Source organism: Burkholderia sp. 9775_39, from assembly GCF_015712225.1.
In the GTDB taxonomy this organism is placed as follows: domain Bacteria; phylum Pseudomonadota; class Gammaproteobacteria; order Burkholderiales; family Burkholderiaceae; genus Burkholderia; species Burkholderia cenocepacia.
The window spans coordinates 32,801-46,052 of sequence record NZ_JACCQC010000001.1 but is presented as its reverse complement, the minus strand read 5'-3'; the positions used below and the strand labels follow the sequence as shown (position 1 = coordinate 46,052).

The following is a 13,252-nucleotide window of genomic DNA, read 5'->3' as shown; positions in this document are numbered from 1 at the left end:
CGGCCCCCTTTTAGAATCGGTTCGACCTGCTTCATCGCATGCGCGCGCTCCGGCCGCGCCTCCTTCATCGAACCCGAAACGACATGGCAGATCGACACTCCAGTATCCGCCGCCGGCTGCTTCATGCCGGCCTGGCACTCGCGGCAGGCGCCGCCGCCCACCCGGGTCTTGCGCTGGCCGGCGCGGCCGGCACGCGTACGTTGCGCATCGGTTATCAGAAAGGGCCGCTCAGCCTGCTGAAGGCACGCGGCACGCTGCAAGGCAAGCTCGCGACACTCGGCGTGAACGTCACGTGGACCGAGTTCCCGTCGGGGCCACCGCAACTCGAGGCGCTGAACGCGGGATCGATCGATTTCGGCGATGTCGGCGAAGCGCCGCCGATCTTCGCGCTCGCGGCCGGTGCGCCGCTTGTCTACTACGCGCAGACGCCGGCCGGTCCGACAACCGAAGCGGTGGTCGTCGCGAAGGACTCGCCGGTCAAGACCTTTGCCGACCTGCGCGGCAAGCGCATCGCGCTGGTGAAGGGATCGAATACGCACTTCCTGCTGGTCCGGCTGCTGCAGGCCGCGAAGCTCGGCTATGCCGACGTCACGCCGGTGTGGCTGTCGCCGTCCGATGCGCGGGCGGCATTCGAGAACCGCTCGGTCGATGCGTGGATCATCTGGGACCCGTTTCTCGCGGTGGTCCAGCAGGCATTCGGCGCGCGCATCGTCGCGGATGGCACGGGGCTCGTCGAGAACCGCAGCTACTACTTCGCGTCGCGCACGTACGCGCAGCGCAATGCCGACGTGCTCGACGCGGTCGTGTCGGAACTGACGACGGTCCAGCGCTGGCTCGATGCGAACCGCGCGCAGGGCGCGGCCGAATTCTCGAAGCTCTGGGGGATTCCGGAGCCGGCCGTGGCGCTCGCGTTTCGCCGCGCACGCTTCGGTGTCGAGCCCGTCACCCGCGACACGCTCGCGTACCAGCAGCGCATCGCGGATGTGTTCTACCAGGCCGGCATCCTGCCGAAACGCGTCGACGTCAGCGTGGCTGCGCCACCGTCGCTCGCGTGAGGGTCTAACCGCCCGGCGATCGGGTGGGTGACGAGCCGCTTTGTCGCCCCCGATATTCCTTCATGGTGCAACGCGCGACAGCGGCACCGCTTCCCCGCGCAGCCTCGCGACGTCGCGGCCCGGCGCGTCGCCGAACAGCCGTGCGTATTCGCGGCTGAACTGCGACGCGCTCACATAGCCGACGCTGCGACACGCCTGCCGCGCATCCATCGCCGACAGGCACATCAGATGGCGCGCCTCCTGCAGTCGCAGCACCTTCTGGCATTGCAACGGGCTCATCGACGTGACCGCCCGGAAGTGATGGTGGAACGTCGACGGGCTCATCTCCACCTGCCGCGCGAGCGAGTCGACCACCATCGGATCGAGGTAGTGATCGCGAATCCATGCGACGGCGCGCGAGATGCGCTGGGTCGTCGAACCGGCGTCGCCGATCTGCGCGACGCGCGCGCCCGACGGGCCGCGCAGCAGCCGGATGAGGATTTCGTCGACGATCAGCGGCGCGATCAGGTCGAGGTCGTCCGGTTGCGCCATCAGTTGCATCAGCCGCGCGATGGCGTCGACGATTTCCGGCGTCGCGTCGTGCGTGTCGAGTGCGCGGCAGTCGACGGCTTTCGGCAGTCCGCGCGGGAAGACGACCGGCGTGAGCGCCGCGATGCGCGCAGGATCGAGTTCGAGTTGCGCGTACAGGAACGGCTCGGCCGGGCTCGCACGCGTCACGCGGCCGGTCACCGGCAGGTCGGCCGTTGCGACCAGCATCCGCGATTCGTCGATCGTGTAGGTATCGTCGCCGACCCGCATCGACTTCGCGCCTTGCCCGACGATGCTCAGGCACGCGTGGTGCACGCCGTGGTTCCATTGCGGCGGCGGCACGGAAGCGCGCGCGATGCGCATGCCGCGCAGCGGAAGGTCGAACATGCCGTCGTGCGGTGCATAGGCGGCGATCAGCGTCGCCAGCCGGGCCGCGGCGGGCGCGCCGGCTCGCGATCGCGCGTCGTGATCCGGCGGGGTGCGCGGTTGCAGTGGCGTTCGAGCGTCGATTTCCATGTTGCGTGAGCGGTTGGCGGAGTGAGCGATGCCATGCGCGCGGCGACGATTCCCTGTCGAGCTGCACGCACGGCGGTCACATCGTACGGCCAGTTGCGTGCGCCGGATTGCCTAAACCTGTCCGAAATTAGCCCGATCATCCGGACCTGCATGGCGGCGGACGCATCGCCCGTCGTGGCATCGTGTGCAGCGCACAAATTCGGAAATTAAGGCAAAACAATCGCAGGATCGGGCAAGCCATTTTCCGGCGGTTTCCCTACCATTGCACCTGCTGAAGGAAATGCGGTTTCAGCGTGCCCGGATGATGCGGGCAACACCGTCCGCGTGATGCGCGGCCGCCGCCGGCCTTGCCGCGCGCGTCGCCGCCGCGCATCGCGGGAAAAGACTCAGGACTGCTACTGAACGATCGTGCATCGGGCTTGCCGAGGCTGGTTTGCGCCCGTCGCGAGCGTGCCGACCGACCCGGCGGAGCCGGCGTCGGCGCCGCCGCATTGGCCGGGCCGATGCGGGCGGGTGGCGGTGCGGCGTCGGGGTGCAGGCAGACGGGCAGTCGTTCGCGCAGGGGAATCCGGACAAATGGACCAACTTCAATCGATTCGGGCATTCGTGACGGTGGCAAGGGAAGGCGGATTTCGCCGGGCCGCGACGCGGCTGCACGTGTCGACGGCGATGGCGAGCCGGCTGGTCGATGCGCTCGAGACGCGCCTCGGTGCGCGCCTGCTTCAACGCAGCACGAGCCACCAGTCGCTGACGGAGATCGGCGAGCTGTATCTCGCGCGCGTCGAGCGGATTCTCGGTGCGATCGACGAGATCGACGGTCGTTTCGTCGCGATGGGCAGCAAGCCGGAAGGCGTATTGCGCGTGGCCGCGCCGGTCGCGTTCGGGCTCAGCCAGTTGAGCGCGCTGCTCGATCGCTTCGTGCACCGGTTTCCGGACGTGCGGCCGACGGTGACGCTGACCGATGCCCACGTCGACCTGACTGCCGAGGACATCGACGTCGCGTTCCTGACGGATGGCATGCCGGTGTCCGGCGCGCACGCGTTGCATACGCTGGCTGCATACGAAACCGTGCGCGTCGCGGCGCCGGGCTACGTCGCCGCGCACGGCGGCGCCGCTGCGTCGGGCGACTGGCCGGAACTCGCGGCCGTGCGGCTGGAGTTGCCCGCGGCCGACGACGACCCGGCGGCCGCGATTCGATCCGGTGCGGCGTCCGGCAATACGGGCGTCGGCCATCTCGAGATGGCGCGGCGGCTGGCCGTCGCCGGCATGGGCGCGGCGGTGCTGCCCGCGTATCTCGTCGATGCGGATCTGGCGGCCGGCACGCTCGTGCGCGTGGCCCCGGTCCGCCCGCTCGCGCCCGTCACGCTGAAGCTCGCGCATGCGCGTGCCGCGCGTCTGCCGGCCGCCGCGCGCGCGTTCATCGAATTCGCAGGCGCCGCATTCCGGCCCACGCGCTAACGGGCCGGCTGATCCCACGGCAACGCGAGCCCGCCGGGGCTGCGGGCTCGCCGTTCTTTTTCGGAAGCAGTTCGGCGCACGAACGCTCCGCAGGGTGCAACGCACACCCGCAACACGCGTCCGCATCCGCGGTGGGCCGGAAGCTGCAGGTCCGCCGCGTGTCAGGGCCATGAGGAGATCTGGTGATTCCCATTGAAGGTCGTCTAATTGTGAGAGGTCGCTCCATGCGCGTCGAACGGGTTCCATACCGCTTAATCACTGCCGCAACGGCTGCCGTTTTCCTGGCCGCGTGCGGGAAAAAAGAATCGGCGCCGCCGCCGCAAACGCCGGAAGTCGGCGTCGTCACCGTGCAGCCGCAAGCCGTGCCGGCGGTGACCGAACTGCCGGGCCGCACCAGTGCATTCCTCGTCGCGCAGGTGCGTGCGCGGGTCGACGGCATCGTGCTGCGTCGTGAATTCACCGAGGGCACCGACGTCAAGGCCGGCCAGCGTCTGTACAAGATCGATCCGGCGCCGTACGTCGCGGCCTTGAACAGCGCGAAGGCGACGCTCGCGAAGGCGCAGGCGAACCTCGTCACGCAGAACGCGCTGGTCGCGCGCTACAAGGTGCTGGTCGCCGCGAACGCGGTCAGCAAGCAGGACTACGACAACGCGGTCGCCACGCAAGGGCAGGCCGCGGCGGACGTCGCGGCCGGCAAGGCGGCGGTCGACACCGCGCAGATCAACCTCGGCTATACGGATGTCGTGTCGCCGATCACCGGCCGCGTCGGCATCTCGCAAGTGACGCCGGGCGCCTACGTGCAGGCGAGCCAGGCGACGCTGATGTCGACCGTGCAGCAACTCGATCCGGTGTACGTCGACCTCACGCAGTCGAGCCTCGAAGGGCTGAAGCTGCGTCAGGACGTGCAGAGCGGCCGTCTGAAGACGACCGGTCCGGGCGCCGCGAAGGTGTCGTTGATTCTCGAAGACGGCAAGACCTATTCGGAGCCGGGCAAGCTGCAGTTCTCGGACGTGACGGTCGACCCGACCACCGGCTCGGTGACGATCCGCGCGATCTTCCCGAACCCGGGCCGCGTGCTGCTGCCGGGCATGTTCGTGCGTGCACGGATCGAGGAAGGCGTGAACGAGAACGCGTTCCTCGTGCCGCAGATCGGCGTCACGCACGACCAGAAGGGGCAGGCGATCGCACTCGTCGTGACCGCGGCCAACAAGGTCGAGATGCGTCCGTTGACGACGACCGGCACGTACGGCCAGAACTGGATTGTCGAAGGCGGTCTGCAGGCGGGCGATCACGTGATCGTGCAAGGCGTCGACAAGGTGCGCCCGGGCGCGACCGTGAAGACCGTCCCCGCGCAGCTCGCCCCGGCGCCGGACGCCGCCTCCGCCACATCGGCCGGCGCCGCGCCGGCGACTACCGCGGCCAGCGCCGCAGCGAGTTCGGCCGCCGCGTCGAGCGCGCAATAACAGGGAGTCCGTTTCATGGCCAAGTTCTTTATCGATCGCCCGATCTTCGCGTGGGTGATCGCGATCGTGCTGATGCTGGCCGGCGTCGCATCGATCTTCAAGATGCCGATCGCGCAGTACCCGACGATCGCACCGCCGACGATCCAGATCCAGGCGAACTATCCGGGCGCTTCCGCGAAGACGGTGGAAGACACGGTGACGCAGGTGATCGAGCAGCAGATGAGCGGGCTCGACAACTTCCTGTACATGTCGTCGACGAGTGACGACTCGGGCAACGCAACGATCACGCTGACGTTCTCGCCGGGCACGAATCCGGACGTCGCGCAGGTGCAGGTGCAGAACAAGCTGTCGCTCGCGACGCCGAACCTGCCGCAGGTCGTGCAGCAGCTCGGCATGCAGGTCACGAAGTCGAGCAGCAACTGGCTGATGTGGTTCGCGTTCAACTCCGAGGACGGCCGGATGTCGAAGGAGGACCTGACAAACTACGTGGCTTCGCACGTGCTCGATCCGCTGAGCCGCGTGAACGGCGTCGGCCAGACGCTGCTGCTCGGTTCGCAGTTCTCGATGCGGATCTGGCTCGACCCCGTCAAGCTGACCAACTACAGCCTCACGCCGACCGACGTGACGGCCGCGATCACGCAGCAGAACGTGCAGATCGCGGGCGGCCAGATCGGCGGCACGCCGGCGAAGCCGGGCACCGTGCTGCAGGCGACGATCACCGAATCGACGCTGCTGCGCACGCCCGAGCAGTTCGGCAACATCCTGCTGAAGGTCAACCAGGATGGCTCGCAGGTGCGCCTGAAGGACGTCGGCCGCGCGGCGCTGGGTTCGGAGAACTACACGTTCGACACGAAGTACATGGGGCAGCCGACGGCCGGCCTCGGCATCCAGCTCGCGACCGGCGCGAACGCGCTGGCGACCGCGAACGCGCTGCGGGCCAAGATCGACGAGCTGTCGAAGTACTTCCCGCACGGTCTCGTCGTGCACTACCCGTACGACACGACGCCGTTCGTGCGCCTGTCGATCGAGGAAGTGGTCAAGACGCTGATCGAGGGCATCGTGCTGGTGTTCCTCGTGATGTACCTGTTCCTGCAGAACCTGCGCGCGACGATCATCCCGACGATCGCGGTGCCGGTCGTGCTGCTCGGTACGTTCGCGATCATGGGCCTCGCCGGTTTCTCGATCAACACGCTGTCGATGTTCGGCCTCGTGCTCGCGATCGGCCTGCTGGTCGACGATGCGATCGTGGTGGTCGAGAACGTCGAGCGCGTGATGGCGGAAGAAGGGCTGTCACCGAAGGAGGCGACTCGCAAGGCGATGAGCCAGATCACCGGCGCACTCGTCGGCGTGGCGCTCGTGCTGTCGGCGGTGTTCGTGCCGGTGGCGTTCTCCGGCGGCTCGGTCGGCGCGATCTATCGGCAGTTCTCGCTGACGATCGTGTCGGCGATGGTGCTGTCCGTGCTGGTCGCATTGGTCCTGACGCCGGCGCTGTGCGCGACGATCCTCAAGCCGATCCCGCAGGGGCATCACGAAGAGAAGAAGGGTTTCTTCGGCTGGTTCAACCGGACTTTCGATCGCAGCCGCGATCGCTACACGAGCGGCGTGAACCACGTGATCCGGCGCTCGGGCCGCTGGCTCGTGATCTACCTCGCCGTGTTCCTCGCGGTCGGCGTGATGTTCGCGCGTCTGCCGAAGTCGTTCCTGCCCGACGAGGATCAGGGCTACATGTTCATGATCGTGCAGACGCCGTCCGGCTCCACGCAGGAAACGACCGGCAAGACGCTCGACAACATCAACACGTACCTGACCACCGCCGAGAAGGATGTGGTCGACTCGGTGTTCACGGTCAACGGCTTCAGCTTCGCGGGCCGCGGCCAGAACGCGGGCCTCGTGTTCGTGAAGCTGAAACCGTACGAGCATCGCCAGCGTTCGGACCAGAAGGTGCAGGCGCTGATCGGCCGGACCTTCGCGCACTATTCGACGTACAAGGACGCGATGGTGATTCCGTTCAACCCGCCGTCGATTCCGGAACTCGGCACGGCCGCCGGCTTCGACTTCGAGCTGACGGACAACGCCGGTCTCGGCCACGATGCGTTGATGGCCGCGCGCGGCCAGTTGCTCGGGATGGCCGCGAAGGATCCGGCGCTCGCGCTGGTGCGCCCGAACGGCCTGAACGATACGCCGCAGTACAAGGTCGACATCGACCGCGAGAAGGCGAATGCGCTCGGCGTGACGGCCGCGGCGATCGACCAGACGTTCTCGATCGCATGGGCGTCGCAGTACGTGAACAACTTCCTCGACACCGACGGCCGGATCAAGAAGGTGTACGTACAGTCGGACGCGCCGTTCCGGATGACGCCGGAAGACATGAACATCTGGTACGTGCGCAACAGCGCGGGCGGGATGGTGCCGTTCAGCGCATTCTCGACCGGCCACTGGATCTACGGTTCGCCGAAGCTCGAGCGTTACAACGGCGTGTCGTCGATCGAGATCCAGGGGCAGGCCGCGGAAGGCAAGTCGACCGGCCAGGCGATGGCCGCGATGGAAGCGCTCGCGAGCAAGCTGCCGGAAGGCATCGGCTACTCGTGGACGGGCCTGTCGTTCCAGGAAATCCAGTCCGGCTCGCAGGCGCCGATCCTGTACGCGATCTCGATCCTCGTCGTGTTCCTGTGTCTCGCGGCGCTGTATGAAAGCTGGTCGATCCCGTTCTCGGTGATCATGGTCGTGCCGCTCGGCGTGGTCGGCGCGCTGCTCGCGACGATGCTGCGCGGCCTCGAGAACGACGTGTTCTTCCAGGTCGGCCTGCTGACCACCGTGGGCTTGTCCGCGAAGAACGCGATCCTGATCGTCGAGTTCGCGCGCGAGCTGCAGGCGGGCGGGAACATGGGGCCGGTGCGCGCGGCGATCGAGGCGGCGCGCCTGCGGCTGCGCCCGATCCTGATGACGTCGCTCGCGTTCATGCTGGGCGTGCTGCCGCTCGCGATCAGCAACGGCGCGGGGTCGGCGAGCCAGCACGCGATCGGCACCGGCGTGATCGGCGGGATGATCACGGCGACGTTCCTCGCCATTTTCATGATCCCGATGTTCTTCGTGCGGGTTCGCGCGATCTTCAGCGGCGAGACGGAAAACGTCGACGACGCATGGCGTCTCGTGCAGGGCGACCTGCAGCGCGGTCACGACGACGCACACGATTCGAAGGGGCAGTAACGATGCAAAAACATGCTTTGACTGCAACCGCGGTCGCACTGGCTGCCGCGCTGTTCGCCACGGGCTGCACGATGGCGCCGCACTACAAGCGGCCCGACGCACCCGTCGCGCAGGCGTACCCGGCCGGCGGCGTCTACGCGACGCAGCCGGGCGCGGCCGGCGCGCGCAGCGCGAATGGCCAGGCGGCGACTGCCATCGGCTGGCGCGAGTTCTTCGTCGATCCGCGCCTGCAGCGGCTGATCGAGATCGCGCTGAAAAACAACCGCGACCTGCGCGTGTCGGTGCTCAATATCGAGGCCGCGCGTGCGCAGTACCAGATCACGCGTGCGGGGCTGTTCCCGACGCTCGACGGTACGGGTACGGGCAACCGTCAGCGTTTGCCGAATTCGCTGACGGCCGTGCCGGGCCGGAACATCACGACGACCTACAACGTCGGGCTGTCCGCGTCATGGGAACTCGACCTGTTCGGCCGCGTGCAGAGCCTGAAGGACCAGGCGCTCGCGCAATACCTGTCGACGTCGTACGCGCGGCAGGCGTCCGAGATTTCGCTGGTGTCGCAGGTCGCGGATCAATATCTGACGCTGCTGTCGACCGATGACCTGCTGAAGGTCACGGAGGACACGCTGAAGACCGCGCAGGCATCGTACGACCTGACCAAGCTGCAGTTCGACAACGGCACGGGCTCCGAGCTCGAGCTGCGTCAGGCGCAGACGGTGGTCGAGACGGCGCTCGCGAACCAGCAGGCGCAGGCGCGAGCCCGCGCGCAGGCGCTGAACGCGCTGGTGCTGCTGATCGGCGAGCCGCTGCCGGACGATCTGCCGGCGGGCATGCCGCTCGACGCGCAGAACCTGCTGACGGACGTGCCGGCCGGGTTGCCGTCGGACCTGCTGACGCGTCGTCCTGACGTGATGCAGGCCGAGCAGACGCTGCTGGCCGCGAACGCCAATATCGGCGCGGCGCGCGCGGCGTTCTTCCCGAAGATTTCGCTGACGGGCGCGTTCGGCACCGCGAGCCCGACGCTGGGCGGCCTGTTCAAGGCCGGCACGGCGGCGTGGTCGTTCGCCCCGAGCATCGCGCTGCCGATCTTCGAAGGCGGGCAGAACATCGCGAACCTCGATCTCGCGAACGTACAGAAGCGCATCGAGATCGCGAACTACGAGAAGGCGATCCAGTCGGCGTTCCGCGAAGTGTCGGATGGTCTGGCCGCACGCGGCACGTACGACCAGCAGATCGCGGCGCTCGAGCGCAACGAGCACGCGCAGCAGCGACGCTTCGATCTGTCGGACCTGCGCTACAAGAACGGTGTCGACAGCTATCTGTCGGTGCTGACCGCGCAGACGGATCTGTACGCCGCGCAGCAGTCGCTGATCAGCGCACGTCTGGCACGCTGGACGAACCTGGTCGACCTGTACCGCGCACTGGGCGGCGGGTGGATCCAGCGCGCCGGCGAGACGCCGCGCGCGCCGGATGCCCCGGTCGATTACCAGACAGCGACGAACGGATAAGCCCGACGGCACGGCGGGAGCTTCCAGGCCAAGTCTGTCCGCCGACCCGCCCGGTTGTGAAAACGAAAACGCCACGGACGCAAGTCCGTGGCGTTTTCCTTCATACCGTCGTGTGTGCGGTGAGCAGCGTTACGTTACGCCTGCTTGGTCCACAGCGTCCGGCCGAAGAACGTGAGCGTGCGATCCCACGCCATTTCCGACCACACCGGATCGAACTGCGTGCCGGCGATGCGGCCGGGACCGACCGCCGTTTCGTTCGCGAACGCATGGTGCGCGAGATAGCGATGGAATTCGAAACCGACCTTCGCGTCGGTCAGCTTCTTTTCCAGTGCGTCGACCTGGTCGATCGTAAAGAACGCATCCTGCGTCCCCCAGTGCCCCATCAGCGGCACCTTCAGCTTGGCCGGATCGATGTAGTCGAGCGGCGGAAGGCCGTACCACATGACGCCGGCGTCCGCGTCGGCGTACTGCAGCGACAGCAGCGTCAGGGCGCCGCCCATGCAGAAGCCCGTCACCGCGACACGCGGCGCCAGCGTCTTCAGGTGCGCGACCGCGCCGGGAATGTCCTGCGACGCGGCGTCGCCGAAATCGAGGCCGGTCATCAGGTGGTGCGCTTCTTCTTCCTCGACCGTCGACTTGCCGCGATACAGGTCGGGCACGAGCGCGAAGTAGCCGCAGCGCGCGAGGCGATCCGCGACGCCGCGGATCTGGTCGTTCAGCCCCCACCATTCCTGGATGACGACGACCGCGGGCGCGCCTTCGGTTTGTGCCGGCGTGGCGAGATAGCCCTGCAGTTCCTGGCCGTCCGGACGGCGAAACGTGATCATGGAACCGGATGTTTGAGACATGAAACCGCTCCTTTTCGAAAAATGCGCCGAGTGCGACATCGGGCCGGCCAGCGGGCGTCGTGACACCGCTCGCATGCGTTCTGGCCGACGCCGACCACGCGGCCATTCTATGCGCAAACACCGGACGCTTGCGTGAACGGCGCAGCGTGGCGCATGACCGGCGGCGGGAGCGGAGATCGAAAAGCAAACACCCCGCCCCGATGAACGGGAGCGGGGTGTGGCGCGTACGACCTGCGTATCGAAATACGTCGGGAATACGCCGGAATGCGCCGGCGCGTATCCGGCTTACTGGCCGAAATAGATCGAGTCGCGGCCTTCCTGCTTGACCGCGATCGCGCGGCCGGCGCGTGCACCGGCGGCTGCTTGCGCGCCGTAGCCGGTTTCATCGGCATTCGTCACGCGAGCCTGGGCGGTCTGCAGCGCCCGCGGGTAATACTGATCGGACACTTCGGGCTTGTAGCCGGCCTGTTCGAGCTGGACGAGTTCCGCACGCACCTGGGCCCGCGTCAGCTGGCCCGACGGGTTCGATTGGGCGAATGCGCCGTACGATGCGGACAGGGCAGTTGCGGCGACGACAGCAGTGATGAACGACTTCATGGTGACCTCCGGTTCTGTTGATTTCGCGCTTCGCTCGTGGCGTTCAGCGGTTGATTGCATCGTAACGATCGCGTTACCGGTCGGAAATACGTGTTGCAGCGAATCATTATTGCAACCGGGTAAACGATTCGCGCGGCATGCGATTTCGTCTGACGATTGAGGGCATGTCGGCGAGGCGCGGCTTGGCCTGCGGAGCGCGATAGGGTCGATGGGCGCAGCAACGGAATGAACGGGTGAATCGCATTCCGAATTATTTTGCCGAGGCCGTCAGTGTCGCGCGCTCCGCATCACGCAGCGAGGGTCGCCTGCCGTTTCCGGTATTCGGCCGGCGTGATGCCGACATGCCGGGTGAACGCTCGCCTCAGCGTATCGACGTTTGCGAAGCCGCATTTCGCGGCGACCTGCTTCGGCGTGTCGTGGCCGTTCTCGAGTAACCGACGGGCGGCCGAGATGCGGGTCGCCTCGACCCACGCGGCCGGCGTCATGCCGACTTCCGCGCGGAACAGTCGCGCGAAATGGCGCGGGCTCATGCCCGCATGTTTCGCCATCCCGGCCACCGAATGCTCGAGTTCCGGATGGGCGGCGATCCAGCGCTGGACTTCCTGCAGGACCGAACGCCCGGCGGGGCGCGCCTCGCCCGTGCGGCTGAACTGGAGCTGCCCGCCCGGGCGCTTGAAGAACATCACCAGCTGCGCGGCGACGCGCCGCGCGATCTCGCGGCCCAGATCCTCCTCGACCAGCGCGAGCGCGAGATCGAGCCCGGCCGTGACGCCGGCGCCGGTGCGCAGCTTGCCGTCGCGCACGTACAGCGCGTCGGCGTCGACGGTGACGGACGGATACGCCTGCGCGAATGCATCGGCGGCGGCCCAGTGCGTGGTCAGGTGGCGCCCTTTCAGCAGGCCGGTGGCCGCGAGGATGAACGCGCCGGTGCAGATCGAGCCGTAGCGCCTGCTTTGCACGGCCGCCGAGCGCAGCCACGCGAGGACGTCGGTGCGCAGCACGATCTGGCCGGCGTGCGGCGCGCCGGCGACCAGCAGCGTGTCGACGCGCTCCGGAATGTCGGGCGCGATCCAGTCGGGCAGCAGCCGTGCGCCGGACGCACTGCGGATCGGCCCGGGCCCGCTCGCGATGATCCGCAACGTGTAGAACGGCTTGCCGCACTCGGCGTTCGCTTGCGCGAACACGTCGAGCGGCGCGGAGACGTCGAGCAGTTGAACGCCCGGAACGGCGAAAATACCCACGACCTTCGGCATGATCGATTGCGTGTCGTATCGAACGTGATGCGCAGCAGTATAGGAGCGCTTTCTTCGCCGCGCAGGCACCATGTCCGTTCGTCGCGCGAAATGGCAGGATTCGGCGTGATACGTCCATTGGAGACACCCGTCGGACTCCGGAAAATCGAAGGTGTCTTCCATGGAGGTCGATCATGACTGTGAGCGTTGCCGGCATCACCCTTCCCGATACGCGTTTGACGCGCGAGATCACCGAGCTCGTGCGCGATACCGAATCGGAGCTGCTGTTCCACCACTCGAGCCGCGTGTTCTATTTCGCGGCGCTGGCGGGCCGGCGGCGCGGGCTCGAGTACGACCCCGAGCTGCTCTATTGCGGCTGCATGTTTCATGACATGGGACTCACGCACCGGCACAGCAGTGCATGCGAGCGCTTCGAAGTGGACGGCGCGAACGCCGCGCGCGATTTCCTGAAGGGCAACGGGATTTCTCAACAGGACATCGATGTCGTGTGGACCTCGATCGCGCTGCACACCACGCCCGGCATCCCGCAGCACATGCATCCGGTCGTCGCGCTGGTCACGGCGGGCGTCGAGATGGACGTACTGGGCCTCACTTACCCGGAATACAGCGATACCGAGCGGGAAGCGGTCGTGCGCGCGCATCCGCGCACGCCGCATTTCAAGGAGGACATCATTCAGGCGTTCTACGACGGCATCAAGCACAAGCCCGGCACGACGTTCGGCAACGTGAAGGCCGACGTGCTCGCGGACAAGGATCCGCATTTCCGTGCGGGCAACTTCTGCAGCGTGATCCGCTCGTCCGCGTGGGCCGGCTGAGCGCGCA

At 67.2% G+C, this 13,252-nt stretch carries 10 protein-coding genes; 6 read left to right on the top strand and 4 right to left on the bottom strand.

Translation table 11 applies throughout. The features are described from left to right. Window positions 1-83 precede the first annotated feature (83 nt). Entirely contained in the window at window positions 84-1,055 is a 972-nt protein-coding gene (locus tag H0X90_RS00130; protein ID WP_006489094.1) for a sulfonate ABC transporter substrate-binding protein, read from the top strand. A 60-nt stretch (window positions 1,056-1,115) separates the two neighbouring features. Here the strand turns inward: H0X90_RS00130 and H0X90_RS00125 are convergent, their stop codons facing one another. Next, the gene (locus tag H0X90_RS00125; protein WP_226245002.1) at window positions 1,116-1,970 is read right to left on the bottom strand and encodes an AraC family transcriptional regulator; all 855 of its coding nucleotides are present in this window, start codon (window positions 1,968-1,970) and stop codon (window positions 1,116-1,118) included. Between the two features lie 705 nt (window positions 1,971-2,675). Between H0X90_RS00125 and H0X90_RS00120 the strand changes: the two genes are divergently transcribed. From H0X90_RS00120 to H0X90_RS00105, 4 genes are all read left to right on the top strand, one after another. Beyond that, entirely contained in the window at window positions 2,676-3,557 is an 882-nt protein-coding gene (locus tag H0X90_RS00120) for a LysR family transcriptional regulator (RefSeq protein WP_077190497.1), read from the top strand. A 224-nt stretch (window positions 3,558-3,781) separates the two neighbouring features. Then, the gene (locus tag H0X90_RS00115) at window positions 3,782-5,020 is read left to right on the top strand and encodes an efflux RND transporter periplasmic adaptor subunit (protein ID WP_048992876.1); all 1,239 of its coding nucleotides are present in this window, start codon (window positions 3,782-3,784) and stop codon (window positions 5,018-5,020) included. A gap of 15 nt (window positions 5,021-5,035) precedes the next feature. After that, window positions 5,036-8,227 carry an efflux RND transporter permease subunit gene (locus H0X90_RS00110; protein ID WP_006497829.1) on the top strand — a complete coding sequence of 1,064 codons (3,192 nt, stop codon included), beginning with the start codon at window positions 5,036-5,038 and terminating at the stop codon, window positions 8,225-8,227. 2 nt (window positions 8,228-8,229) lie between these two features. After that, window positions 8,230-9,732, top strand: coding sequence for an efflux transporter outer membrane subunit (locus H0X90_RS00105; RefSeq protein ID WP_077020410.1), 1,503 nt, complete (start codon window positions 8,230-8,232; stop codon window positions 9,730-9,732). Between the two features lie 134 nt (window positions 9,733-9,866). On the opposite strand, the gene H0X90_RS00100 is transcribed toward H0X90_RS00105, so the two are convergent. The 3 genes from H0X90_RS00100 to H0X90_RS00090 form a co-directional block, all read right to left on the bottom strand. Next, window positions 9,867-10,580 (bottom strand): dienelactone hydrolase family protein, encoded by a 714-nt coding sequence (locus H0X90_RS00100; RefSeq protein WP_006483507.1) that lies wholly within the window; start codon window positions 10,578-10,580, stop codon window positions 9,867-9,869. 285 nt (window positions 10,581-10,865) lie between these two features. Beyond that, on the bottom strand, window positions 10,866-11,177 hold the full coding sequence (locus tag H0X90_RS00095; RefSeq protein ID WP_006483511.1) for a DUF4148 domain-containing protein: 312 nt from the start codon (window positions 11,175-11,177) through the stop codon (window positions 10,866-10,868). 287 nt (window positions 11,178-11,464) lie between these two features. After that, entirely contained in the window at window positions 11,465-12,430 is a 966-nt protein-coding gene (locus tag H0X90_RS00090; protein WP_077190386.1) for a GlxA family transcriptional regulator, read from the bottom strand. A gap of 173 nt (window positions 12,431-12,603) precedes the next feature. Here H0X90_RS00090 and H0X90_RS00085 point away from each other — a divergent pair, with 173 nt between their 5' ends. Beyond that, window positions 12,604-13,245, top strand: coding sequence for an HD domain-containing protein (locus tag H0X90_RS00085; RefSeq protein ID WP_048986970.1), 642 nt, complete (start codon window positions 12,604-12,606; stop codon window positions 13,243-13,245). The last annotated feature ends 7 nt before the right edge of the window (window positions 13,246-13,252 follow it).

What these genes read in the sequence shown, in the direction of transcription:
- H0X90_RS00085 (WP_048986970.1), top strand. Translation starts at nt 12,604, where the DNA reads ATGACTGTGAGCGTTGCCGGCATCACCCTTCCCGATACGCGTTTGACG.
- H0X90_RS00110 (WP_006497829.1), top strand. Translation starts at nt 5,036, where the DNA reads ATGGCCAAGTTCTTTATCGATCGCCCGATCTTCGCGTGGGTGATCGCG.
- H0X90_RS00120 (WP_077190497.1), top strand. Translation starts at nt 2,676, where the DNA reads ATGGACCAACTTCAATCGATTCGGGCATTCGTGACGGTGGCAAGGGAA.
- H0X90_RS00095 (WP_006483511.1), bottom strand. Translation starts at nt 11,177, where the DNA reads ATGAAGTCGTTCATCACTGCTGTCGTCGCCGCAACTGCCCTGTCCGCA.
- H0X90_RS00130 (WP_006489094.1), top strand. Translation starts at nt 84, where the DNA reads ATGGCAGATCGACACTCCAGTATCCGCCGCCGGCTGCTTCATGCCGGC.
- H0X90_RS00115 (WP_048992876.1), top strand. Translation starts at nt 3,782, where the DNA reads ATGCGCGTCGAACGGGTTCCATACCGCTTAATCACTGCCGCAACGGCT.
- H0X90_RS00105 (WP_077020410.1), top strand. Translation starts at nt 8,230, where the DNA reads ATGCAAAAACATGCTTTGACTGCAACCGCGGTCGCACTGGCTGCCGCG.
- H0X90_RS00090 (WP_077190386.1), bottom strand. Translation starts at nt 12,430, where the DNA reads ATGCCGAAGGTCGTGGGTATTTTCGCCGTTCCGGGCGTTCAACTGCTC.
- H0X90_RS00125 (WP_226245002.1), bottom strand. Translation starts at nt 1,970, where the DNA reads ATGTTCGACCTTCCGCTGCGCGGCATGCGCATCGCGCGCGCTTCCGTG.
- H0X90_RS00100 (WP_006483507.1), bottom strand. Translation starts at nt 10,580, where the DNA reads ATGTCTCAAACATCCGGTTCCATGATCACGTTTCGCCGTCCGGACGGC.